The following is a 20,927-nucleotide window of genomic DNA, read 5'->3' as shown; positions in this document are numbered from 1 at the left end:
TGAGCGGGCGCGGGACGTGAACCCGTCCTACGCCGAGTTCCTCGAGCACTACCGAACCGCCGCGGTCCCTGCCCGCGCCTACCGGCCCCGCGATAAGGGCAACGTTGAGGCCGGCGTGAAAGTCGTCACGAACTGGGTCATTCACTACCTCGCCGACCGTGTCTTCACCTCACTCGATGACGTGAACGCCGCGATCGCTGAGCAGGTCGAGACGATCAACCAGCGCACCCCGTTCCGGGGCGAACAGCGTAGCCGCATCGACTGGTTCCGTGAGCGCGAGCAGCACGAGCTGATCAGCTTGCCGGAACGCAGATGGGAGCCGGTGGTGTGGCGCAAAGCGAAAGTGCATCGCGACTGGCATATCCAGATCGACACGATCAAATACTCCGTCCCGTACGAGTTCGCCGGCCTCACGGTCGACGCCCGCATCGTCGGCGCGAGGCTCGACGTCCTCGCGCGGGGAGATGTGATCGCGTCACATCCGGTCGGACAGCGTAAGAACGGGTACGTCACTGATCCTGAGCACGCCCCCGCGCATCTGGCCGACACGACGGGGCTATGGACTCGCGCCTATTTCCTGCGTCAGGCCGCGAAAGTCGGGCCGGCAACAGTGACCGCGCTCGAGCGCCTACTGGATGGCCGCAAGATCGAAGCGCAAGGGTTTCGCTCCTGCATGAACATCCTCGACCTCGGGAAACGAGGAAATCGTCCGCTGCTGGAACAAGCCTGCCGACAAGTCGCCGGGCAAGATATTCATCGCCAGATCACCTACACCGCCATCAAGAACGCGATCACGGCCGTCCGCGCCGAAGAAAACCAGCGCCCCCGAACCACCCCGCTCACAAGCGAAGCCTCCCCGCAGGTCTGGGGCGAACGGCCAGCAGAGCGCGACACGTCCCGCGCCTACCTCGCCGGGGCCGAAGCATTCAGCCTCGACGCGCTAACCCGACGCGGGACGGAGGACGCGTGATGCAAGAGCTGCACCTCACCACAGACGATATGCCCTTGTTCACCGGGCTCCGAATGACCGCGTTCGGCGAAGCCGTCATCGAGATCGCGAACGATCCCGCCTGCGACGAGTGGACGTTCTCGCAGAAGATCAGACACGCCCTCGAACGCGAGTCCGCCGCCCGGAGCGAGCGGCGCATGCTGAAGCTCCTGAAAGCCTCCCGCACCCCAAACCCCGCCGCTTGCGTCGAAGACATCCACTACCTTGACGGGCGGACGCTGAACCGAGACGTGATCGCGAGACTCGCGGCCTGCCGCTGGATCGAGCAGACCACAAACCTTCTCATCCTCGGCTCTTCCAGCGTGGGGAAGTCGTATCTCGCGCAAGCACTCGTGAACGCAGCCTGCCGGCGCGACTACACCGCCGCCTACTACCGGCTTGATGACCTCGCGAACCAGCTCGCCGTCTACCAGCGCGACGACCCCGCAAGGCTCCGCTTCCTCGAAACACTCCACTCGTGTGACGTGCTCGTGCTCGACGATTTCCTCACGACTCCGATCACGAGCGAGACCGCAGCCGAGCTCCTCAACATCCTCGCCGCACGCGAGCGACGAGGCTCGACCGTTGTGACCTCGCAATTCGATCCCGTGGACTGGTACAAATCACTCCACGACGCCGTGATCGCGGAATCCATCCTGAACCGCATCGTCTCCAACGCGGAACTCGTGCAGCTCGACGGCCCGAACATGCGCCGCCACCTCGCCGACACCAGTGCGAACGCCTGAACCAGCACGGAAGCGCGGGCGCAGGGCCGCGACCGGATACCCCCGCCCGCGCTACCGATTCAACCCACGCACGCTACCGAACGAATCCGCTAACCAAATGACCCAAGTCTGGCCCGGACGGCAGCCTGCGGCGCGTGCCGAGCGTCGCGTAGCCAGGCAGCCGGTCACATTCAATTGTGAACGAGATGAGCTTCAAGGAGGAGCGATGACCGACCACGAAGCAGCAGAAGAACGGAATGACGCTGATGTCGTGCGAGATGATGCGTGGCAGGAGTTCTGGGAGACTGTCGGAACAGCCTTTACTTCGCTTCCGTCAGAGGCGCAGGCACAGTATGCAAAACGCGAGTAACTCACCGATCAGCGGGTCGCATAGAACGCAACCGCACTGGATGCCGCGACGTTAAGGGAATCCACCCCGTTCATCATCGGGATCGTCACACGGCGGTCGAGCTGACGATCGGTTGCCTTCATCAGACCGTGCCCCTCGGTGCCGAACACCAAGGCGAGAGCCTCGTGATCCTCGGCGACGAGCTGGTCGAGCGTGATCGATTCCTCTCCCAAGGACATGCCGGCCACAACGTAGCCCGCGTCCTTCAGCAACTGCACGCCACCGCGTGGCCAGGGATCGATCCTGGTCCACGGCACCTGGAACACCGTCCCCATCGAGACCCGGACCGATCTGCGATACAGCGGATCCGCGCAGCTGGGAGTCACCAGAACAGCATCGAGACCCATGGCCGCTGCGCTTCGGAACGCGCTGCCGACGTTTGCGTGGTCGGTCAAATTCTCAAGCACCGCTATTCTGGTGCGTAGTGATTCAAAGATGGTCTCGACCGACTTTTTAGAACCCTCTACGTTCGTGTGGTCGGCGAGATCCTCGAGCACCACCACGCGCCGCGAGGAGCGCAGCAGCTCGAGCGGATCGAGCGGCGCCGGCCGGTGCATGGAGGCGAGCGCGCCGCGGTGCAGGTGGAAGCCCGTCAGCGCCTCGAGCTGACCCGGCTCCCCCACGTAGACCGCAACGTCGGGGTGCGCCTCGAGCAGCGGCTCCACCCGAGGCAGCCACTCCTCGAGCAGCAGCACCGATCGCGGGCGGTGCCCCGCCCGCAGCGCCCGCTCGATGACCTTCGGGGACTCGGCGAGGTACAGCCCCTCCTCGGGCTCCCGCACGCGACGCAGGGCGACGTCGGTGAGCTGCGTGTAGTCGGCGAGCTCGGGGGCGGAGAGGTCGTCGATTCTCGCGATCCTCACGCGGAGGCCTCGCCCGGGTTCGCGGAGGCCTCGCCGCGAGCCCGCTCCGAGCGCGCCTCATCCACGATGAACTCGCCGATGAAGGCCACGGCGTCGGGCACCGCCTCATAGTGCACCAGGTGACCTGTGCCGGGGATGATGCGCAAGCGCGAGCCGGGCACCCGGTGCTGCAGCTCGAGCTGCTTGGCGAGCGGCGTGATGTCGTCGCGGTCGCCCGCGATCAGCAGCGTCGGCATCGTGAACGCGCGGCCGAACTCGAGCACCGTGTGCGACACGGACGCGCGGAAGGCCTGCAGCAGCGTCGCGGGATCGGCGAAGGTGCTGAAGTGCGCGGCGTGCTGGCCGTGGATCCACGCCCGCAGCTCGGGGTCGCCGGTCTTGGCCATGACCTCGCTCATCACCCGCACGATGGCGGGGTTGCCGAGCAGGCCGCGCGCCGCGCGCCGCGGAAGCAGGTCCGCTGCGCGGTAGTAGCCGATCGCGAGGCGCGTGAGGGCCGCCTGCGGGCCCTCGAGCGCCGGCGCGGAGATCGGGTTGACGAGGATCAGGCGGCTCGGGCGCAGACCGCCGGCGATGGCGGCGCCGACCACGAGCGAGCCGAAGGAGTGGCCGAGGATCGCGAAGCCCTCGGGCGCCACCGCCGCGGTGAAGGCGCGCAGCCACTCGCCGTACAGCCGGATGTCGTGCTCGCGCCCCGGAACCGCGGGCGTCTCGCCGAATCCCGGAAGATCCGGCACGACTGCTCGCACGCCGGGCAGCGAATCGGCGAGGCCCTGAGCGAGTCCCTCGAGCCCGTGGTGGTCGCCCCGGAAACCGTGCACGAGGACCAGCGCTGCGCCGCCCGGATCCCCGTACTCCCAGGCGCGGGTCTCGACGCCGAGCGTCGGCACGGTGAGTGTCGGTACGGTGAGCGTCGACGGCGCCTTCGAGAGGGCTGCGCGGGTCGAGGCTGAAGTCACTCGAAGATACTAACCGGGCGGCCTGGGGGGACGCTGCGACGGCGGAGTCGGAGGTAGTCGATAGCATCGTTGCAGACGAAAGGATCAGCGTGACCGATCAACTCCCGCTCTGGGCCTCCAACCTCGCGGTGTTCGACACCGAGACCACCGGAGTCGACACCTCGCGCGCCCGCATCGTGAGCGCGACCATCGCGCTGCTGGGGCCCGCGGGCGAGGCGTCGGAGCGCTATGACTGGCTGCTCGACCCGGGCATCGAGATCCCGCCCGCCGCGGTGCAGGTGCACGGCATCAGCACGGAGATCGCGCGGGCCAGCGGCATCGACGCGGCGGTCGGCGTGCAGCAGATCGTGGCGCAGCTTCTCGAGATGATCGAGCGGGGGTTTCCCGTCGTCGCCTACAACGCGCCGTTCGACCTCAGCCTGCTGGCGGCCGAGGCCGAGCGCCACGGCGTCGCGCTGCCGAGCGGGCTCTCCCCCGTCATCGACCCGCTGATCCTCGACAAGCAGTTCGACCGGTACCGCAAGGGCAAGCGCACGCTCGAGGCCGTCGCGGCGCACCACGGCGTCGGGATCGGCAGCGCGCACGACGCAGGAGACGACGCCATAGCGGCCGGCCGGGTGCTGCAGCGCATCGCGCGCAAGTACTCGGACGTGATCCCCGAAGACCTCGAGGAGCTCCATCGCGCGCAGGTGGGGTGGGCCGCGGCGCAGGCCGAGAGCTTTCAGGAGTACATGCGTCGCGTGCGCGATCCCTCATTCATCGCTGACGGGCGCTGGCCGATGCGTTAGCGCGGGCAGCAGAAAGGGCGGAGGAAGCACCCCCGCCCTCTCCTTCAGAGCCGATCGCTCAGGCTCCGAAGCCCTTGAAGCGCTGGTTGAACTTCTCGACGCGCCCGGCCGAGTCCATGATGCGCTGCTTGCCCGTGTAGAAGGGGTGCGAGGCGCTCGAGATCTCGACATCGATGACGGGGTAGGTCTGACCGTCGAGCTCGATGGTCTTCTCGCTGGTCAGCGTGGAGCGGGTGAGGAACGTCTCCCCCGACGCGAGGTCGCGGAAGACGATTGCGTTGTACTCGGGGTGGATGTCGGTCTTCATGAGTGTTCCTTCGGTGCCTGGTTGAAGGTGTGTAGCAGCACACCTTGAGGTCTTGGGATAGGCGGGACTCCCCCGCGCCAAGGATCCAGCCTATCAGATGAGCGGGCCGTTCCCCGTAAGCGTCTGCATTTTTCTACGGCCGGGCAACGGCGGCATAGCGGCCGTTCGAGACCGCGAGGTCGAACGGCATGCCGAAGGTCGCCTCGAGGTTCTCGGCGGTGAGCGTCTCGGCGATGGGGCCCGAGGCCTGCACGCGCCCTCCGCGCAGCATGAGCACGTGCGTGAAGCCCGGCGGAACCTCCTCGACGTGGTGCGTCACCATGACCATCGCGGGCGAATAGGGCGATCGGGCGAAGCCCGAGAGCATCTGCAGCAGCCGCTCGCGCGCCCCGAGGTCGAGGCTCGCGCTCGGCTCGTCGAGCAGCAGCAGCTCGGGATCGGTCATCACCGCGCGGGCGATGAGGGCGCGCTTGCGCTCCCCGTCGCTGAGCGTGCCGTAGGTGTGGTCGGCGAAGTCCCCGAGGTCCCACTCGGCGAGGATGCGCTCCGCCTGGCGCACGTCGATGTCGTCGTAGTGCTCGTTCCACCGGCCCTCCACCGAGTACGCGGCGGTGAGCACCAGGTCGCGCACGCGCTCGTTCGCCGGGATGCGACGGCCGGTCGCCGACGAGACGAAGCCGATGCGGTTGCGCAGCTCGAAGACGTCGACCCTGCCGAGGCGCTTGTCGAGCACGTCGACGGTTCCCGTCGTCGGGTAGTCGTTCGCCGTCGCGAGCTTCATGAGCGTGGTCTTGCCCGCGCCGTTGGGTCCGAGAATCACCCATCGCTCCGAGTCCTCCACCGACCAGTCGATCCCGTCGAGGATCCGGCGGCGGTCGCGCACGTAGGAGACGTCGGTGAGTCGGAGCACATTGACCATGCACACCAGCCTAACCAGTGTCGCCCGGACGCGGGTGCGGCGCGCTGGCGCGGGAGCGGTGGGGCGGTAGGATCGGCGGCCGGGGCCGGTCATGCCGATGGCCGCGGTTGCCTAGACTGGAGCGCATGGCCCCCTCCCCCCTCGTCGTGCTCGACTGCGATTCCACCACCATCCAGGACGAGGTGATCGAGCTGCTCGCCGATGCCGCCGGCAGCCGGGAGCGTGTCGCCGAGGTCACGGAGCGGGCGATGCGCGGCGAGCTCGATTTCGCCGAGAGCCTGCGGGAGCGGGTGGCGACGCTCGCCGGAACGCCGGAGTCCGTGTTCCGCGAGGCCTACGAGCGGGTGCGGCTCACGCCCGGCATCCATCGGCTGGTCGCCGCCGTGCACGAGCGCGGAGGCAGGGTGGGAGTGGTCTCGGGCGGATTCCACGAGGTGCTCGACCCCCTGGCGGAGGATCTCGGGCTCGACCTCTGGCGCGCGAACCGGCTCGAGGTGGTAGAGGGCGTGCTCACGGGCCGCACGAGGGGCGCGATCGTCGACGGCTCCGCGAAGGCCGCCGCGCTGCGGGAGTGGGCGGCGGCCTCGGGAACGCCGCTGACCTCGACCATGGCGATCGGCGACGGCGCGAACGACCTCGAGATGATGGCGGTCGCGGCCCTGGGCGTGGCGTTCAACGGCAAGCCGCTCGTGCGCGAGCGCGCCGACGTCTCGATCGAGCACGACCTCTCTCTCGCCATCCCGCTGCTCGAGCACCTGGGCTGATCCCCCGAAGCCTCAGAAATCGTTGAGCTGCTCGGTGCCGCCCGGGATGGATCCGTCGGCCTGCAGCGACTCGCCGAGGCGCTTGAGGGCGGTGAGCGCCACGTTCTGCGGCATCGGCCCGTACGAGATGCGCGCGACGCCGAGCGCCTCGTACTCGGTGGCGGTGAGCGCGCCGGGCAGCCCGATCACGCTGACCCGGCGCTCCCCGATTCCCTCGACGAGCGAGCGCGCCTCGTCGGCGTCGAGCACGCCGGGCACGAAGACGCACTGCGCGCCCGCGTCGAGGTAGGCCCTCCCGCGCTCGATCGCGTCGGCGAGCGACTCCCTGCGGTGCCGTCCTCCTCCCCTGACGATCGCGTCGGTGCGAGCGTTGAGCACGAAGGGCACGCCCTCCCGCTCCCCGGCCTGCACGGCCGCCCGCATCACTGCGGCCGACTCGTCCAGGGGCCGCAGCCGGTCCTCGATGTTGGCCCCGCAGACTCCGACATCGATGGCGCGGCGCACGGTATCCGCGGCGTCGCCGAAGCCGCCGTCGAGGTCGGCGGTGACGGGCAGCTCGGTCGCGGCGACGATGCGCTCGACCGCGGCGAGCATGAGCTCGAGCGGGATGCGCTCCCCGTCGGGGTAGCCGTGCGCGGCGGCGATGCCGTGGCCGGCCGTCGCGATGGCCCGGGTGCCCGGCAGCTCGGCGACGACCCGCGCGCTCACCGCGTCCCAGACGTTCACCACGCGCAGGATCTCGGCCGACAAGTACAGCTCGGCCAGCGTCTGGGCGTCGGTCGCGACGCGGGTCCGGGGCCGGGGGTGCTCGATGGTGCTCATGCGCTCCAGGCTACGCCCGGGCGCACCAGCGGGAAAAGGGGCGCGCGGGGGCTTGACAAGCCGGGATCGGCCCGCCTCGGGGCCGCGTCAGTGCCCCATCCCCAGGCCTCCGTCGACGGGGATCACGGCGCCCGAGATGTAGGCGGCGTCATCGCCCGCGAGGAAGGACGCGGCACCGGCGATCTCGGTCGCCTGCCCGAAGCGGGCGGCGGGAATGGACGCCAGGTACTGCTTCTGCTGCTCCTCGGGCAGCGACGCGGTCATGTCGGTCTCGACGAATCCGGGTGCGATCACGTTGGCGGTGATGCCCCGGGCGCCCAGCTCCCGGGTGAGGGAGCGCGCGAAGCCGACGAGAGCCGCCTTCGACGAGGAGTAGTTGATCTGGCCGGGCGATCCGTACAGGCCCACCACCGACGAGATGAGGATCACGCGCCCGAATCGCCCCTTGAGCAGCCCCTTCGCGGCGCGCTTCACCACGCGGAAGGTGCCCGTGAGGTTGGTGTCGATGACGCTCGTGAACTCCTCCTCCGTCATGCGCAGCAGCAGCGTGTCGCGAGTGATGCCCGCGTTGGCGACGACCACCTCGACCGGACCGAGCCGGGCCTCGATCTCGGTGAACGCGGCGTCGATGGACGCCGCGTCGGTCATCTCGGCGCGCACGGTGATCGATCCCTCGGGCCCCTCGCCGGAGCGGGCGGTGACGGCGACGCGGTGGCCGTCGGCGATCATGCGCTCGGCGATCGCGGAGCCGATGCCGCGGTTGCCTCCGGTGACGAGTACGGTGCGCGAGGTGGTCATGGGGATCCTTCCGTCGAGACAGCTGCGATCCACCCTATGCGACCTCCGCGCGGCCGGCTTCGAGACGCGCGGCGCTCATTTCAGGCGCGAGCACAGCGAGACGGCGTAGGCTGATGGGTACGGAGAAAAGGGGCGCATGGCGAAGAGTTACAGCGTGACATCGGCCGGCGTGAATCCGGCCGAGGATCGCGCACACCGTATGCGCATGTACTTCATCGCGATGAGCCTGCGCGTGGCGTGCGTCGCCTCGCTGTTCTGGGTGCGGGGCTGGTGGATCGTGCTCGCTGCGGCGGGCGCGGTGTTCCTGCCGTGGTTCGCCGTGATGGTGGGCAACGCCGTCGCCCACGGCGGCGGCGAGGCCCCCGAGGCTCCGGATCCGCTGCAGATCGAGGGGCGTTCGGCGGTCGAGCCCGGGAAGCCCGCCGATGAGACGCTGATCGTCATCGACGTGGAGCCAGAGCGACGCGCGAGGTCCGCGGGCGAGACGCCCTCCGGCGCGGAGGGGACGGCATGAGCGCCCCCGCACCGTGGTCGCTGATGCCCGGCGGCGCCCCCGAGCACCGTTTCGAGTGCTCCCGCGCGGGGTGCCGCGACGGGGCGCACTGGGCCATTCTCTGGCGAAACCCGAGGATCCACGACGCGGATCGGCGAAAGACCTGGCTCGCGTGCGGCGACCATCTGGAGACGCTCCGGGAGTTCCTCGCGGCGCGCGACTTCCCGCTCGAGGTGCGCGAGGTGGGTGAGCTCGATGACTGAATCGATCACCCGGGCCCGGGAGACGGCGCGGGAAACGGAGACCGCCGGGGTCGGCTGGAGCTTTCTGCGATCCCCGCGCTGGATCGGCTACTTCGCGATGCTGCTCATCTTCTCGATCGCCTGCGTGCTGCTGAGCGACTGGCAGTTCGATCGGCGGGACGAGGCGCGGGCGGAGATCGCCCGCATCGATGCGAACTACGACGCCGCGGCCGTCCCGCTCGCCGAGGAGCTCCCCGACCCGGCCTCGTTCGACGAGAACGCGCAGAAGTGGCGCACGGTGTCGGTGGTGGGCGAGTACTTCGGCGATCCCTATCTCGCCCGCAACCGCCCCGGCCCGAAGGGCGTCGGATCGAACCTGATCCAGCCGCTGCGCACGAGCGACGGCACGGTGTTCTTCGTGGATCGCGGCTGGGTACCGGTCGACGGGAGCACGGCGGAGCGCGGGGAGTTCGACGTGGCGGATCTGCCGACGCCGCCGTCCGGGGAGGTGCGCGTCGTGACGCGTCTGCGCGCCTCCGAGCCGGTGATCCCGGGTCGCACGACCGCGGGGCGCACGGTCGCGAGCATCGATCTGCCCGAGTTGGCGCGGCTCGCGGATGCCGAGGGCGAGGCGTACACGGGCGCTTACGGCATGCTGGTCTCCGAGGACCCGTCCGGCGAGAGCGGCGTGCTGCCCGAGAAGCCGGCGCGCGACGAGGGCCCCCACCTCTCGTACGCGCTGCAGTGGTACGTGTTCATCCTGATCGCGTGTATCGGCGTGGCCTACGCGGCGCGACGGGAGTACCGCGCGCTCAACGCCGGGAGCGTCGAGGTGCGCGAGCAGGATCGCCGTAGCGCCGAGCGCCGTCGCAGGCGCGGACCGAGCGACGCCGAACAGGAGGACGCGCTGCTCGATGCGTAGGCTGCCGCTGCTGGCGCTGATCCCCGGCCTCGCGCTGTCGCTGGTCGCGTGCGCGCCGTCGGTCGATCCGTCCGAGACCCGGGAGTCGCTCGCCGAGGTGACCGAGGATCCGGCGCCCCCCGACGCGGCGGACGAGCTCGACGCCGACCTCAACCCGGAGCCCGTCGTGGACCCGCTCGACTGCTCGCCGTACCTCGTCATCACCGCGAGGGGCACGGGTGAGCCCTCACGAGGCCAGCTGCTCTCCCCCGTCGCGAAGGCCGTCTCGGACGCGCGCCCCGGCGAGGTGCAGCGGCTCGACCTCGAGTACCCCGCCGACACCGACGTGAAGGAGGGCGGCACCGTCGGCGCGCGCACGCTGATCGACACCCTCAACGTGCAGGCGCAGACCTGCGAGGAGCAGCGCTTCATCCTGCTCGGCTATTCCCAGGGCGCGCTCGTGATCGGCGACGCGCTCTCCTCCCCCGACGTGCGGCTGGTCGGCCAGACCGTCGGCGAGGTGAGCGAGGAGGCCGTTGAGCGTGTGCTCGCGATCGTGTTCTACGGCAATCCGCGCTTCGTCGGCAGCGAGCCGTTCGACTACGGCAGCTACGATCCGCGGCTGAACGGGATCCTGCCCCGCCCGCCCGGCAGCCTCGACGCCTACGCCGATCGCGTACGCGACTACTGCGTGGCCGGCGACTTCGTCTGTCAGAGCAGCCTCGACCTCGACGAGGAGCCCCACGTCGAGTACTACACCAACGGCATGCCGCAGGACGGTGCCGCGTTCGTCGTCACCCGCATGGATCCGCCGCGGAGGGACCCTACCTCCGAGGGCGCCCCGGGATAGTCTGGGAGACGACGCGTCGGTCGAGAAGTCAGGCGGGACCGGAGCCGAAGATGTCGGGCCGCTACGAGCACCGCCCCCTCGGCCTCACCCGGGGGGCCGGCCGGGCTGGAGCCCCGGCGCGGCGCGGCGCGGCGGCTTATCCTCGCGAGCCACCGCAACGGCGCGATCGACGGCGTGCAGGTGCAGCGCGCGTTCCCCGAGGCGCAGCACCTCGTCTCGCTGCAGCTGCTGCGGAACCCGCTGCTGCGGATGTTCTTCACGGGGATCCCGGTCGTGCGCCCGCAAGACGTCGAGCGCTACGGCATGGACCCGGCCGGGGCGGCGGATCCGGTCTCGGCGGGCGCCCGGCGCCTCGAGAACGGGCAGCGGGTGCGCATCGACGGGACGAGGGGTGCGGTGACCCCGCTCCAGCCGTGATCAGCGATCGGACGCGCGCGGACTCGGCGCGTCGAGCGCGCGGAGCACGCGCTGCACCGACTCGCGCAGCTCGCTGCGATGGGGCTCCGAGAGATCCGTCGTGTACTCGACGCCGGGCGGGATGTAGAGCATCCCGTGCATGGCCTCGCGCCAGTCGGCGCCGCCGACCGGCCAGCGCGTGTGCGACTCGTCCTCGGCCGTGGCCCCCTGGGACCACTGCCCGAAACACCGCTTCATCTCCTCGAGCGGGAGCTCCATCACCACGTCCGTCTCGACGACCTGCCGCATCCACGACCGAGCGATCAGGATGAACTCCTCGATCCGCTCCGGCGTCAGCGGGCGCGGCTCGAACAGCACGCGCGTGTGCTCGAGATGCGACAGGCGGTCCACACGGAAGGTGCGCCAGTCGTCTCGCTCGAGATCCCAGCAGAGCAGGTACCAGTGCCGGTCGGCCGGCGAGAGCGCGTGCGGCTCGACGCGGCGGCGCGTGACGACTCCCTCCGCGTCGGCGTACGAGAACCGCACGCGCTCGTGGTCCCGGCAGGCGAGCGCGACCTCGCCGAGCACCTCCGACGACACGGGCGCGCCCGCGGAGATCCCCGCCGGCTGCACGGTCTCGGCCAGCGCGTTCACGCGGCGGCGCAGAGGCGCGGGCAGCACCTGCTCCAGCTTCGCGAGCGCCGTGAGCGTCGTCTCGGGGCCGGCCACGAGGCGCTGCGAGGCGGCGACGCGCAGCCCGATCGCCATCGCCACCGCCTCCTCGTCGGTGAGCAGCAGCGGGGGCACGGCGCTGCCCGCCTCCAGCCGGTAGCCGCCCGCCGCACCCGGGGTGGACTCGATGCGGTAGCCGAGCTCGCGCAGGCGGTCGACGTCGCGGCGAACGGTGCGCTCGGTGACGCCGAGGCGCGCGGCGAGCTCGGACCCGGGCCAGTGCCGGTGCGTCTGTAGCAGGTTGAGGAGGGCCAGGGCGCGGGAGGTCGTATCGGACATGTTCTCCAGATTGCCACGTTTTGAGGACAGGATCTGTCCTGGTTGTTTCCTACCCTCGAGGTATGACACACGAACCGATCATAGAAACGCACGGACTGACCAAACGATTCACCGCCAAGAAGAAGACCGTCGAGGCGGTCGCCGACCTCACCTTCAGGGTCGCTCGCGGCGAGCTGGTCGCCTTCCTCGGGCCGAACGGCGCGGGCAAGTCCACCAGCCTGCGAATGCTGACGACCCTGCTCCCGCCCACCGAGGGCACCGCCCGGGTGGTCGGCAGCGACATCCTCCGCGACCCCGGGGGCGTGCGGGCCCGGATCGGCTACGTCGGGCAGCTCACGAGCGGCAGCTTCGCGCAGCGCGTGCGAGACGAGCTGCTCAGTCAGGGAGCCTTCTTCGGGCTCTCAAGAGCCTCCGCGCGCGTCAGGGCCGATGAGCTCATCGAGTCGCTCGATCTCTCGTCCTTCGCCACCCGCACCGTGCAGCAGCTCAGCGGCGGGCAGAAGCGGCGGGTCGACATCGCCCTCGCGCTCATGCACGCCCCTCCCCTGCTGTTCCTCGACGAGCCCTCGACGGGGCTCGATCCGCAGAGCCGGGCGAATCTGTGGCAGCACATCCTCGAGCTGCGCGAGCGGCACGGCACCACCGTCTTCCTCACCACGCACTACCTCGAGGAGGCCGACCGCTACGCCGAGCGCGTGATGGTGATGGATCGCGGGCGGATCGTCGCGGACGACACCGCGACCCGGCTGAAGGCCGAGCTGGCGGGCGACGTGGTCACGCTGGGCTTCGCCGACGCGGATGAGGCCCGTCGCGCGGCGGGCGTCGTGCGGGGGCTGACCGACCGCGAGGCGCGGGTCGTGGAGCGGGAGGTGTCGGTCACGGCGCCGGACGGCGACGCGCTGCTGCCCGCAGCGATCCGGGCCCTCGACGAGGCGGGGATCGCCGTGCGCTCCGCGACCGGCGTGCCGCCCACGCTGGACGACGTGTTCCTCGCGCTCACGGGACGGACGCTGCGCGAGGCCGACGACAGCGGGCAGGCCGACGAGAACGATCAGCAGCAGACCGCGCAGGACGAGGCCGCCGGCCCCGCGAAGAAGGAGGCAGTCCGATGACCACCGCTACCGACACCGCTGTGCGCCCGAATGTGGCGCGCGACACCTGGAACGTGCTCGTCCGAGAGCTCCGCCCGGTGATCCGCGACCCGTTCTCGCTCATCTTCAGCCTGCTGCAGCCGCTCGTCTTCCTCGGCCTGTTCGCACCGCTGCTCATCGGCATGTCGGGGCTTCCCGCCGGAGAGACGCTGCAGTGGTTCGTTCCCGGCGTGATCGTCATGATCGTGCTGTTCGGCACCGGCATGACCGGATCGAATCTGCAGTACGAGATGATGACCGGCTCGCACGAGCGCACGCTGGTCGCGCCGCTGTCGCGGCCGTCGCTGCTCGTAGGGCGAGCGCTCAAGGAGATCGCGCCGATCGCGGTGCAGGCGCTGCTGATCGTGGGCCTCGCCTGGCCGTTCGGCTTCCGCGTCCACCCCGCCGGGCTCCTCGCCGGGCTCGTGCTCCTCGCCGCGTTCGGCGTGGGGCTCGGCTCGCTCTCCTACGCGCTCGCCCTCGTCACCAAGGACCGCGAGTGGCTGTTCTGGGGCCTGCAGCAGGGGCTGATGTTTCCGCTGCTCATCCTCTCGGGGATGCTCCTGCCTCTCGACGAGGGTCCCGCGTGGATGCGGGCGGTCGCCGCCGTCAACCCGGTGAACTGGGTGGTGCAGGGCGAGCGAGCGCTGCTCTCGGGAGACTTCTCCGACCCCGCGGCCCTCTGGGGCTGGGTCTCGGCGCTCGCCGTCGCGGCGATCGGGCTCCTGGTCGGCATCCGCGCGATCCGACGCAGCGGCTGACGGACGAGGCGTGGCCCGACGGCTCCTCCCGCCGGGTCACGCCAGCTCGATCAGCTCCAGGTACTCCTTCGACCAGTGGTCCTCGGTCGCCTCGGGCATGATGAGCACCCGCTCGGGGCCCAGCGCCTCGACCGCGCCATGGTCGTGCGAGACGAGCACCACGGCGCCCCTGAAGTGCGCGAGCGCGTCGAGGATCTCCTCGCGGCTGGCCGGGTCGAGGTTGTTCGTGGGCTCGTCGAGCAGCAGCACGTTGGCGCTCGACACCACGAGCATCGCGAGCGCGAGGCGGGTCTTCTCCCCGCCGGAGAGCACGCCGGCGGGCTTGTGCACGTCGTCTCCGGTGAACAGGAACGAGCCGAGCACCCGGCGCGCCTCGGTCTCGGTGAGGTGCTGCGACACCGAGATCATGTTCTGCAGCACGCTCGCCTTGACGTCGAGCGTCTCGTGCTCCTGCGCGTAGTAGCCGACCTTCAGGCCGTGACCCGCGACGAGCTCTCCGGTGTCGGGTTCGTCGACGCCCGCCAGCAGGCGCAGCAGCGTGGTCTTGCCGGCGCCGTTGAGGCCGAGCACGACGACCTTCGAACCGCGGTCGATCGCGAGATCCACACCCGCGAAGATCTCGAGCGAACCGTACGACTTCGAGAGCCCCTCCGCCATCAGCGGGGTCTTGCCGCAGGGTGCGGGATCGGGGAAGCGGAGCTTCGCCACGCGATCCTGCTGGCGCACCTCCTCGAGACCCGACAGCATCTTCTCGGCGCGCGCGACCATCTGGTGCGCGGCAGCGGCCTTCGACGCCTTCGCGCCGAACTTCGCTGCCTGATCCTTCAGAGCCGAGGCCTTCTTCTCGACGTTCGCGCGCTCCTTGCGGCGGCGCTCCTCGTCGGCCGCCCGCTGCCGCAGGTAAAGCTTCCAGTTCATGTTGTAGATGTCGATGACCTGGCGGTTCGCGTCGAGGTAGAAGACGCGGTTGACGGTCTCTCCCACGAGGTCGATGTCGTGGCTGATGATGATCACCCCGGCCTTCGAGTTCTTGAGGAACTCGCGCAGCCACACGACCGAGTCGGCGTCGAGGTGGTTCGTCGGCTCGTCGAGGATCATCGTGTCGGCGTCGGAGAACAGGATCCGCGCGAGTTCGATGCGGCGGCGCTGGCCGCCCGACAGCGTCTTCAACGGCTGGTCGAGGATGCGGTCGGGCAGGCCGAGGTTGCTCGAGATGGTCGCGGCCTCCGACTCGGCCGCGTAGCCGCCGAGCGCCTGGAACCGGTCCGTGAGGTTGCCGAACCGCTTCATCGCCTTCTCGGCGACGGCGGGATCTTCCGACGCCATGTCCTCCGTGGCGTTCGCGATGTTCTGCTGCAGGGTGCCGAGGCCGCGGGCGTCGAGGATCCGGTGCCGGGCGATCTGCTCGGGGTCGCCGGAGCGCGGATCCTGCGGCAGGAAGCCGAGCTCGCCCGTCACGGCGACCCTGCCCTCGCTCGGCTGCAGCTCGCCCGAGAGGGTGCGGGTGAGCGTCGTCTTTCCAGCCCCGTTGCGGCCCACGAGTCCCACCTTGTCGCCCGGATTCACGCGGAACGTGACGCCCTCCATGAGACGCCGGGCGCCCACGTCGATCGCGAGGTCCTCGACGGTGATCACGGCTTGGGCTCCTTCCTGCGCGCGAACGACCCTCGCGCGGACAACCTCGCTAGTCTACCGGAGGCGACAGCGCGGCCTCGTCGGCCCAGAGCACCGTCTCGACGCGACCGGCGAGGCGCGCCGCCGGCAGCGGGGGCTCGCCCGGCGCCGTGATGCCAGCCACCGCCGCAGCCTTCCCCGCGCCCGCCGCGAGCAGCCACACGTGCTCGGCGCGGTTCAGCGCGGGGAGCGTCAGCGAGACGCGCTCGGGGGGCGGCTTCGGCGAGTCGCGCACGGGGATCGCGTCGGGGGTGCCGGGATCCGCGCGCAGCAGGTCTTCCCGCCCGGGGAAGAGCGATGCGATGTGGCCGTCCGGCCCCACCCCGTTGAGGGAGAGGTCGATGCGCGGGATCCCCGCGACCAGCTCGGCGTACGCGGACGCCGCCTCGTCGAGCGAGAGGCCGCAATCGCTTGCGGGCGCGCGGTGCACGAGGGCGGGGTCCACCCGAACCGCAGCGAAGAGCGTGTCGTCGGCCAGTCTGTCGTTGCGGTCGCCGTGCCCGGCCGGGACCCAGCGCTCGTCGCCCCAGAGAAAGCGCACCCGCTGCCAGTCGACGGAGCCGAGGCGGGGGTGGGCGACGAGGCCCCTCAGCACCCGCTCTCCCCCGCCGCCGCCGGTGAGCACGACGCACGGCACCGCGCCCTCCTCCTGGCGAGCCAGGCAGAGATCGATCAGGCCCGAGGCCGCCGCGGAGCCCAGCGCGTCGAGGTCGGCGACGCGCTCGATGCGCGGCCCCGGAGCGGTCACGCCTCGATCTCCGTGCGGTCGCCCGACCAGAGCGTGTGGAAGCCGCCCGGCCGGTCGACGCGCCGGTAGGTGTGGGCGCCGAAGAAGTCCCGCTGGCCCTGGATGAGCGCGGCCGGCAGCCGCTCGGCGCGCAGCCCGTCGTAGTACGCCAGGGACGAGGCGAACGCGGGAGTCGGGATGCCGGCCCGCGCCGCCGCCGCGACCACGCGCCGCCACGCCCCCTGGCCGCGGGAGAGGGCATCCGAGAAGTACGGGGCCGCCATGAGCACGGGCAGCTCCGGATCGGCGGCGTAGGCCTCCGCGATGCGATTCAGGAACTGGGCGCGGATGATGCAGCCCGCGCGCCAGATGCGCGCGATCGCGCCCAGGTCGATGCTCCAGCGGTGCTCGGCCGCGCCGGACCGGATCTCGTCGAAGCCCTGCGAGTACGCGACGATCTTCGACGCGTACAGCGCCTGCCGCACGTCCTCGATGAACGCGGCGTCGTCCTCCACGACGAACGCCGCCTCCGGACCCGGCAGCGCCCGCGCCGCGGCCCGCTGCTCCGGGCGCGAGGAGAGCGAGCGCGCGAAGGTGGCCTCCGCGATCCCGGAAACCGGCACCCCCAGCGCGAGCGCGGTCTGCACCGTCCACGCGCCGGTGCCCTTCGCGCCGGCCTGATCGAGGATCACGTCCACGAGCGGCTCGCACGTAGCGGCGTCCACCTGCCGCAGCACCTCGGCGGTGATCTCCACGAGGTACGACTCGAGCTCGCCCGTGTTCCACTCGGCGAAGATCTCGGCGATCTCGGCGGGGCTTCTGCCCGTGCCGCGGCGGATCAGGTCGTAGGCCTCGGCGATCAGCTGCATGTCGGCGTACTCGATGCCGTTGTGCACCATCTTCACGAAGTGCCCGGCGCCGTCGTGGCCGACGTGGGTCACGCACGGCTCGCCCTCGGCCACCGCCGCGATGGAGCGCAGGATCGGGCCGAGCGTCTGCCAGGCCTCGTCCGAGCCGCCCGGCATGATGCTGGGTCCGTTCAGCGCGCCCTCCTCGCCGCCCGAGATCCCCGCCCCGACGAAGTTGATGCCCGTCTCGCGCACCGCCCGCTCCCGGCGGATCGTGTCGGGGAAGAACGCGTTGCCGCCGTCGACGATGATGTCGCCCGGCTCGAACACCCGCACGAGCTCGTCGATCGTCGCGTCGGTCGCGGCCCCGGCCTGCACCATGATGATCGCGGTTCGCGGCCGCGACAGACTCGCCGCGAACTCCTCGTACGAGGAGGTCGGCACGAACCCCGCCTCGGGATGGTCGGCCACCAGCCGATCCGTCCGCTCCGGGCTCCGGTTGAGCACCGCGACCGTGTTGCCCTCGCGGCTCGCCAGGTTGCGGGCCAGGTTCGCCCCCATCACCGCCAGCCCCACCACACCGATGTTCGCGGAGGGATCGTGCGCTGCGGGCTCAGTCATGGTCGGTGCTCCATTCACTCGTTCGGTTTCCCAGGGCCTCCTGCGCGGCCCGGATGCGGCTCAGCCGCTCCAGCACGCGACGGTACATGACGTCCTCGTCGAGGCGGCGCAGCTCCTCGGCCAGGCACTCGCTCAGGGTGCGGCGCGGCAGCGCGATCTCGTGGGTCGGGTGCCCGGGCTGCCGCAGCAGCGTGCGCGAGCCCGAGACGCGCTCCAGCACCGCGTCGCCGCTCGCCCGGGACAGGGTGACCGATCGCACCCCCTCGGCGAGCTGGTTCTCGTCGGGCAGGCGGCAGACCGTCGGCCTCTCCAGCGCGAGCTGCAGCCAGGCCGCGAGCAGCTGCGTCGACATCGACCCCGCCTTGCCGACGACATCGACGGAGGTGACGGCGTCGAACGGCGGCTGGTCGAGCATCGCGGCGAGGTGCTCGCGCCACCGGGTCAGCCGGGTCCACGCCAGGTCGGTGTCGCCCGGGGTGTAGGCGTCGATCCGCCTCGCCTGCTCGGCGGCGTCGGTGATCGACGCGCTGTCCGTGATCCTGCGCTGCGCGATGCGCCCGAGCGGATCGGAGCCCGGGCGCTCGGGCGCATCGCCCGGCCACCACACGACGACCGGCGCGTCCGGAAGCAGCAGGCCGGAGACGAGGCTCTCGACGCCCGTGCAGACGTCGCCGTAGGCGCGCAGCACGACCACCTCGCTCGCGCCCGCGTCGGCGCCGACGCGGATCTCCGCGTCGAGGCGAGGCGCGCCCTCGGGCCGGGTCAGCAGCACGATGACGCGCATCGGGTGCTCGTTCGAGGCATCGTTCGCCGCCTCGACCACGGCCTCGTCGAGCGACCCGGTGGCCGCGATGACGAGGGTCAGTACTCTGCCGAGCGCTGCGACGCCGCTCTCCTGCCGCATCGACACGAGGCGGCGCGCCACCGCGCTCACGCTCGTTCCGGGAAGCTCCTCGATCACGGCCGCCTCCAGGTGCGTCCGTCGCGCGCAAGCAGTTCCGCTGCGGAGCTCGGGCCCCACGAACCGGGGGCGTACTGCTCTGGCGAGTCGTCCAGCGAGGCCCAGTACTCCTCGACCGGGTCGAGGATCCGCCACGACAGCTCGACCTCCCGTTGCCGCGGGAAGAGCGGGGCGTCGCCCAGCAGCACGTCGAGGATCAGGCGCTCGTAGGCCTCCGGGCTCGCCTCGGTGAAGGCGTGCCCGTAGCCGAAGTCCATCGTCACGTCGCGCACCCGCGCCGCCGTTCCCGGCACCTTGGCGCCGAACCGGATCGTGATCCCCTCGTCGGGCTGCACGCGGATCACCAGCGCGTTCGAACCCTGCTCGGTCGTCTCGGCCTTGCCGAACAGCTCCCCCGGCTCCCTGCGGAACACGACCGCGATCTCCGTGACACGCCGGCCCAACCGCTTCCCGGTGCGGAGGTAGAAGGGCACGCCCGCCCAGCGGCGGGTGTTCACTTGGAGCTTCAGCGCCGCGAAGGTCTCGGTGCGCGATCGCGGATCCATTCCCTCCTCGTCGAGGAAGGCGCTCACCAGCTCGCCGCCCTGCCAGCCGCCCGCGTACTGTCCGCGCGCGACAGCCGCCGCGAGGTCGTCCGGAAGCCGCACGGCCTCGAGCACCTTCTCCTTCTCCGCGCGCAGGTGCCCGGCGCTCAGGCTGATCGGCTCCTCCATGGCGGTGAGCGCGAGCAGTTGCAGCAGGTGGTTCTGGATCACGTCCCGCGCCGCCCCGACGCCGTCGTAGTACCCGGCCCGGCCGCCGACCCCGATGTCCTCCGCCATGGTGATCTGCACGTGATCGACGTAGTTGCGATTCCAGATCGGTTCGTACATCGTGTTCGCGAAGCGGAGCGAGAGGATGTTCTGCACCGTCTCCTTGCCGAGGTAGTGATCGATGCGGAAGATCGAGTCGGCCGGGAAGGCCGCCTCGAGGGCGTCGTTCAGGGCCCGGGCCGAGGCGAGATCGTGCCCGAACGGCTTCTCGATGATCACGCGCCGCCAGCGCCCGTCGTCGCTCGCGCGATCCACGAGACCCGAGCTGCTGAGCTGGTGGGCGACCTCCGGGAACATCCTCGGAGGGATCGAGAGGTAGAAGGCGTGATTGCCCATCGTGCCCCGCTCGCGATCGAGCGAGGCTACCGTGTCGCGCAGGCGGACGTACGCGGCCGGGTCGTCGAACTGCCCCTGCACGAATCGGATGCCCTGGGCGAGCTGCTGCCAGGTCTCCTCGCGGAACGGGGTCCGCGCGTGCCTCCGCACGGCATCCCGCACGATCTCCGCGAAGTCGCGGTCGGCCCAGTCGCGCCGGGCGAACCCGACGAGAGCGAATCCCGGCGGCAGCAGACCCCGATTGGCGAGGTCGTACACCGCGGGCATCAGCTTCTTGCGCGACAGGTCGCCCGTCACGCCGAAGATCACGAGCGCGCTCGGCCCGGCGATCCTGCTGAGGCGAGGATCGTCGGGCGAGCGGAGGGGGTTGGCGGGCGCCATCTCAGATGGTGAATCCCCGCTGCCCCACGGCAGGGCGCTGGGATGCGAACGCCCCACCGGGCCGTGCGCCGGTTCGAGGATCAGATCGCAAAGCCCAGCGCCCTCATCATGTCCCGACCGTCGTCGGTGATGCGCTCCGGCGTCCACGGCGGCATCCACACCCAGTTGATGCGGAACGCCGTCACGAGCCCGTCGAGCGCCTCGGCGATGTCGTTCTCGATGACGTCGGTGAGCGGGCAGCCGGCGCTCGTGAGCGTCATGCTGATGACGAGCGCGTCGTGCTCCTCGTCGAAGGCCAGATCGTAGATCAGGCCGAGGTCGACGATGTTGACGCCCAGCTCGGGGTCCGAGACGCTCTTGAGCGCCTCGAGCGCCTGCTCGCGGAACTCGGGGTCGATCGACTGCGGAGGGGTCTCTACTGCGTCGCTCATACGCCTAGCC

At 70.6% G+C, this 20,927-nt stretch carries 25 protein-coding genes; 12 read left to right on the top strand and 13 right to left on the bottom strand.

Translation table 11 applies throughout. The features are described from left to right. From D1J51_RS15465 to D1J51_RS18050, 3 genes are all read left to right on the top strand, one after another. A partial coding sequence (locus D1J51_RS15465; protein ID WP_119076740.1) for a Mu transposase domain-containing protein occupies positions 1-970 on the top strand: 970 nt, incomplete at its 5' end. Next, positions 970-1,734, top strand: a complete 765-nt coding sequence (locus D1J51_RS15460) for an ATP-binding protein (protein WP_119076726.1) — start codon at positions 970-972, stop codon at positions 1,732-1,734. The genes D1J51_RS15465 and D1J51_RS15460, both read left to right, overlap by 1 nt. A gap of 205 nt (positions 1,735-1,939) precedes the next feature. Further along, positions 1,940-2,083 (top strand): hypothetical protein, encoded by a 144-nt coding sequence (locus D1J51_RS18050; protein WP_162903884.1) that lies wholly within the window; start codon positions 1,940-1,942, stop codon positions 2,081-2,083. A gap of 8 nt (positions 2,084-2,091) precedes the next feature. Here D1J51_RS18050 and D1J51_RS15455 read toward each other — a convergent pair whose 3' ends face one another. Both D1J51_RS15455 and D1J51_RS15450 read right to left on the bottom strand, forming a co-directional pair. Further along, on the bottom strand, positions 2,092-2,985 hold the full coding sequence (locus tag D1J51_RS15455) for a TrmH family RNA methyltransferase (protein ID WP_119076724.1): 894 nt from the start codon (positions 2,983-2,985) through the stop codon (positions 2,092-2,094). Continuing rightward, the gene (locus tag D1J51_RS15450) at positions 2,982-3,875 is read right to left on the bottom strand and encodes an alpha/beta fold hydrolase (RefSeq protein WP_119076722.1); all 894 of its coding nucleotides are present in this window, start codon (positions 3,873-3,875) and stop codon (positions 2,982-2,984) included. Before D1J51_RS15450 ends, D1J51_RS15455 begins: the two co-directional genes overlap by 4 nt. A 158-nt stretch (positions 3,876-4,033) precedes the next feature. On the opposite strand from D1J51_RS15450, the gene D1J51_RS15445 reads away from it, so the two are divergent. Continuing rightward, complete coding sequence (locus D1J51_RS15445; RefSeq protein WP_119076720.1) at positions 4,034-4,732, top strand: exonuclease domain-containing protein; 699 nt, start codon at positions 4,034-4,036, stop codon at positions 4,730-4,732. A gap of 58 nt (positions 4,733-4,790) precedes the next feature. On the opposite strand, the gene D1J51_RS15440 is transcribed toward D1J51_RS15445, so the two are convergent. Together D1J51_RS15440 and D1J51_RS15435 are read right to left on the bottom strand one after the other, a co-directional pair. After that, entirely contained in the window at positions 4,791-5,039 is a 249-nt protein-coding gene (locus D1J51_RS15440) for a type B 50S ribosomal protein L31 (RefSeq protein WP_119076718.1), read from the bottom strand. A gap of 133 nt (positions 5,040-5,172) precedes the next feature. Further along, the gene (locus D1J51_RS15435; protein ID WP_119076716.1) at positions 5,173-5,958 is read right to left on the bottom strand and encodes an ABC transporter ATP-binding protein; all 786 of its coding nucleotides are present in this window, start codon (positions 5,956-5,958) and stop codon (positions 5,173-5,175) included. Between the two features lie 125 nt (positions 5,959-6,083). Between D1J51_RS15435 and serB the strand changes: the two genes are divergently transcribed. After that, positions 6,084-6,722 (top strand): phosphoserine phosphatase SerB, encoded by a 639-nt coding sequence (serB, locus tag D1J51_RS15430; protein WP_119076714.1) that lies wholly within the window; start codon positions 6,084-6,086, stop codon positions 6,720-6,722. 12 nt (positions 6,723-6,734) lie between these two features. Here serB and D1J51_RS15425 read toward each other — a convergent pair whose 3' ends face one another. Both D1J51_RS15425 and fabG read right to left on the bottom strand, forming a co-directional pair. Next, on the bottom strand, positions 6,735-7,544 hold the full coding sequence (locus D1J51_RS15425) for an isocitrate lyase/PEP mutase family protein (RefSeq protein ID WP_119076712.1): 810 nt from the start codon (positions 7,542-7,544) through the stop codon (positions 6,735-6,737). 87 nt (positions 7,545-7,631) lie between these two features. Continuing rightward, positions 7,632-8,342, bottom strand: a complete 711-nt coding sequence (gene fabG, locus D1J51_RS15420; protein ID WP_119076710.1) for a 3-oxoacyl-ACP reductase FabG — start codon at positions 8,340-8,342, stop codon at positions 7,632-7,634. A 136-nt stretch (positions 8,343-8,478) separates the two neighbouring features. Between fabG and D1J51_RS15415 the strand changes: the two genes are divergently transcribed. The 5 genes from D1J51_RS15415 to D1J51_RS15395 all read left to right on the top strand — a co-directional run bounded on the left by D1J51_RS15415 (position 8,479) and on the right by D1J51_RS15395 (position 11,245). After that, complete coding sequence (locus D1J51_RS15415; protein ID WP_119076708.1) at positions 8,479-8,856, top strand: DUF3099 domain-containing protein; 378 nt, start codon at positions 8,479-8,481, stop codon at positions 8,854-8,856. Beyond that, complete coding sequence (locus D1J51_RS15410) at positions 8,853-9,098, top strand: hypothetical protein (protein WP_205547963.1); 246 nt, start codon at positions 8,853-8,855, stop codon at positions 9,096-9,098. Before D1J51_RS15415 ends, D1J51_RS15410 begins: the two co-directional genes overlap by 4 nt. After that, positions 9,091-9,999, top strand: coding sequence for an SURF1 family cytochrome oxidase biogenesis protein (locus tag D1J51_RS15405; protein ID WP_119076706.1), 909 nt, complete (start codon positions 9,091-9,093; stop codon positions 9,997-9,999). The genes D1J51_RS15410 and D1J51_RS15405 overlap by 8 nt, the downstream gene beginning before the upstream one ends. Continuing rightward, the gene (locus tag D1J51_RS15400; protein ID WP_119076704.1) at positions 9,992-10,828 is read left to right on the top strand and encodes a cutinase family protein; all 837 of its coding nucleotides are present in this window, start codon (positions 9,992-9,994) and stop codon (positions 10,826-10,828) included. The genes D1J51_RS15405 and D1J51_RS15400 overlap by 8 nt, the downstream gene beginning before the upstream one ends. A gap of 174 nt (positions 10,829-11,002) precedes the next feature. Continuing rightward, positions 11,003-11,245 carry a lysophospholipid acyltransferase family protein gene (locus D1J51_RS15395; protein WP_119076702.1) on the top strand — a complete coding sequence of 81 codons (243 nt, stop codon included), beginning with the start codon at positions 11,003-11,005 and terminating at the stop codon, positions 11,243-11,245. Here D1J51_RS15395 and D1J51_RS15390 read toward each other — a convergent pair whose 3' ends face one another. Next, positions 11,246-12,235 carry a helix-turn-helix transcriptional regulator gene (locus tag D1J51_RS15390; protein ID WP_119076700.1) on the bottom strand — a complete coding sequence of 330 codons (990 nt, stop codon included), beginning with the start codon at positions 12,233-12,235 and terminating at the stop codon, positions 11,246-11,248. A gap of 62 nt (positions 12,236-12,297) precedes the next feature. On the opposite strand from D1J51_RS15390, the gene D1J51_RS15385 reads away from it, so the two are divergent. After that, a complete protein-coding gene (locus D1J51_RS15385) occupies positions 12,298-13,347 on the top strand; it encodes an ATP-binding cassette domain-containing protein (RefSeq protein ID WP_119076698.1) in 1,050 nt (349 codons plus the stop codon). Beyond that, positions 13,344-14,126 (top strand): ABC transporter permease, encoded by a 783-nt coding sequence (locus D1J51_RS15380; protein ID WP_119076696.1) that lies wholly within the window; start codon positions 13,344-13,346, stop codon positions 14,124-14,126. Before D1J51_RS15385 ends, D1J51_RS15380 begins: the two co-directional genes overlap by 4 nt. A gap of 36 nt (positions 14,127-14,162) precedes the next feature. On the opposite strand, the gene D1J51_RS15375 is transcribed toward D1J51_RS15380, so the two are convergent. From D1J51_RS15375 to D1J51_RS15350, 6 genes are all read right to left on the bottom strand, one after another. Then, positions 14,163-15,761: an ABC-F family ATP-binding cassette domain-containing protein gene (locus tag D1J51_RS15375; RefSeq protein ID WP_119076694.1), complete on the bottom strand. Its 1,599-nt coding sequence runs from the start codon at positions 15,759-15,761 to the stop codon at positions 14,163-14,165. 49 nt (positions 15,762-15,810) lie between these two features. Continuing rightward, positions 15,811-16,548 (bottom strand): 6-phosphogluconolactonase, encoded by a 738-nt coding sequence (pgl, locus tag D1J51_RS15370; protein WP_119076692.1) that lies wholly within the window; start codon positions 16,546-16,548, stop codon positions 15,811-15,813. Then, positions 16,545-17,996, bottom strand: coding sequence for an NADP-dependent phosphogluconate dehydrogenase (gene gndA, locus D1J51_RS15365; protein WP_119076690.1), 1,452 nt, complete (start codon positions 17,994-17,996; stop codon positions 16,545-16,547). Before gndA ends, pgl begins: the two co-directional genes overlap by 4 nt. Beyond that, positions 17,989-18,957: a glucose-6-phosphate dehydrogenase assembly protein OpcA gene (locus D1J51_RS15360; RefSeq protein WP_119076688.1), complete on the bottom strand. Its 969-nt coding sequence runs from the start codon at positions 18,955-18,957 to the stop codon at positions 17,989-17,991. Before D1J51_RS15360 ends, gndA begins: the two co-directional genes overlap by 8 nt. Beyond that, positions 18,954-20,486: a glucose-6-phosphate dehydrogenase gene (zwf, locus tag D1J51_RS15355; RefSeq protein WP_119076686.1), complete on the bottom strand. Its 1,533-nt coding sequence runs from the start codon at positions 20,484-20,486 to the stop codon at positions 18,954-18,956. Before zwf ends, D1J51_RS15360 begins: the two co-directional genes overlap by 4 nt. Before the next feature lie 80 nt (positions 20,487-20,566). Then, positions 20,567-20,917, bottom strand: coding sequence for a metal-sulfur cluster assembly factor (locus D1J51_RS15350; RefSeq protein ID WP_119076685.1), 351 nt, complete (start codon positions 20,915-20,917; stop codon positions 20,567-20,569). Positions 20,918-20,927 lie beyond the last annotated feature (10 nt).

This window comes from Leucobacter sp. wl10, assembly GCF_003569785.1.
Taxonomy (GTDB): domain Bacteria; phylum Actinomycetota; class Actinomycetes; order Actinomycetales; family Microbacteriaceae; genus Leucobacter.
This window is presented reverse-complemented; position numbering and strand designations above follow the sequence as displayed.

Excerpts from the sequence above, each read along its gene's own strand:
- D1J51_RS15410 (WP_205547963.1), top strand. The coding sequence starts at position 8,853 with ATGAGCGCCCCCGCACCGTGGTCGCTGATGCCCGGCGGCGCCCCCGAG.
- D1J51_RS15460 (WP_119076726.1), top strand. The coding sequence starts at position 970 with ATGCAAGAGCTGCACCTCACCACAGACGATATGCCCTTGTTCACCGGG.
- D1J51_RS15385 (WP_119076698.1), top strand. The coding sequence starts at position 12,298 with ATGACACACGAACCGATCATAGAAACGCACGGACTGACCAAACGATTC.
- D1J51_RS15435 (WP_119076716.1), bottom strand. The coding sequence starts at position 5,958 with ATGGTCAATGTGCTCCGACTCACCGACGTCTCCTACGTGCGCGACCGC.
- gndA (WP_119076690.1), bottom strand. The coding sequence starts at position 17,996 with ATGACTGAGCCCGCAGCGCACGATCCCTCCGCGAACATCGGTGTGGTG.
- D1J51_RS15390 (WP_119076700.1), bottom strand. The coding sequence starts at position 12,235 with ATGTCCGATACGACCTCCCGCGCCCTGGCCCTCCTCAACCTGCTACAG.
- serB (WP_119076714.1), top strand. The coding sequence starts at position 6,084 with ATGGCCCCCTCCCCCCTCGTCGTGCTCGACTGCGATTCCACCACCATC.
- D1J51_RS15380 (WP_119076696.1), top strand. The coding sequence starts at position 13,344 with ATGACCACCGCTACCGACACCGCTGTGCGCCCGAATGTGGCGCGCGAC.
- D1J51_RS15405 (WP_119076706.1), top strand. The coding sequence starts at position 9,091 with ATGACTGAATCGATCACCCGGGCCCGGGAGACGGCGCGGGAAACGGAG.
- zwf (WP_119076686.1), bottom strand. The coding sequence starts at position 20,486 with ATGGCGCCCGCCAACCCCCTCCGCTCGCCCGACGATCCTCGCCTCAGC.
- D1J51_RS15350 (WP_119076685.1), bottom strand. The coding sequence starts at position 20,917 with ATGAGCGACGCAGTAGAGACCCCTCCGCAGTCGATCGACCCCGAGTTC.
- D1J51_RS15400 (WP_119076704.1), top strand. The coding sequence starts at position 9,992 with ATGCGTAGGCTGCCGCTGCTGGCGCTGATCCCCGGCCTCGCGCTGTCG.
- D1J51_RS18050 (WP_162903884.1), top strand. The coding sequence starts at position 1,940 with ATGACCGACCACGAAGCAGCAGAAGAACGGAATGACGCTGATGTCGTG.
- D1J51_RS15415 (WP_119076708.1), top strand. The coding sequence starts at position 8,479 with ATGGCGAAGAGTTACAGCGTGACATCGGCCGGCGTGAATCCGGCCGAG.
- D1J51_RS15425 (WP_119076712.1), bottom strand. The coding sequence starts at position 7,544 with ATGAGCACCATCGAGCACCCCCGGCCCCGGACCCGCGTCGCGACCGAC.
- fabG (WP_119076710.1), bottom strand. The coding sequence starts at position 8,342 with ATGACCACCTCGCGCACCGTACTCGTCACCGGAGGCAACCGCGGCATC.
- D1J51_RS15440 (WP_119076718.1), bottom strand. The coding sequence starts at position 5,039 with ATGAAGACCGACATCCACCCCGAGTACAACGCAATCGTCTTCCGCGAC.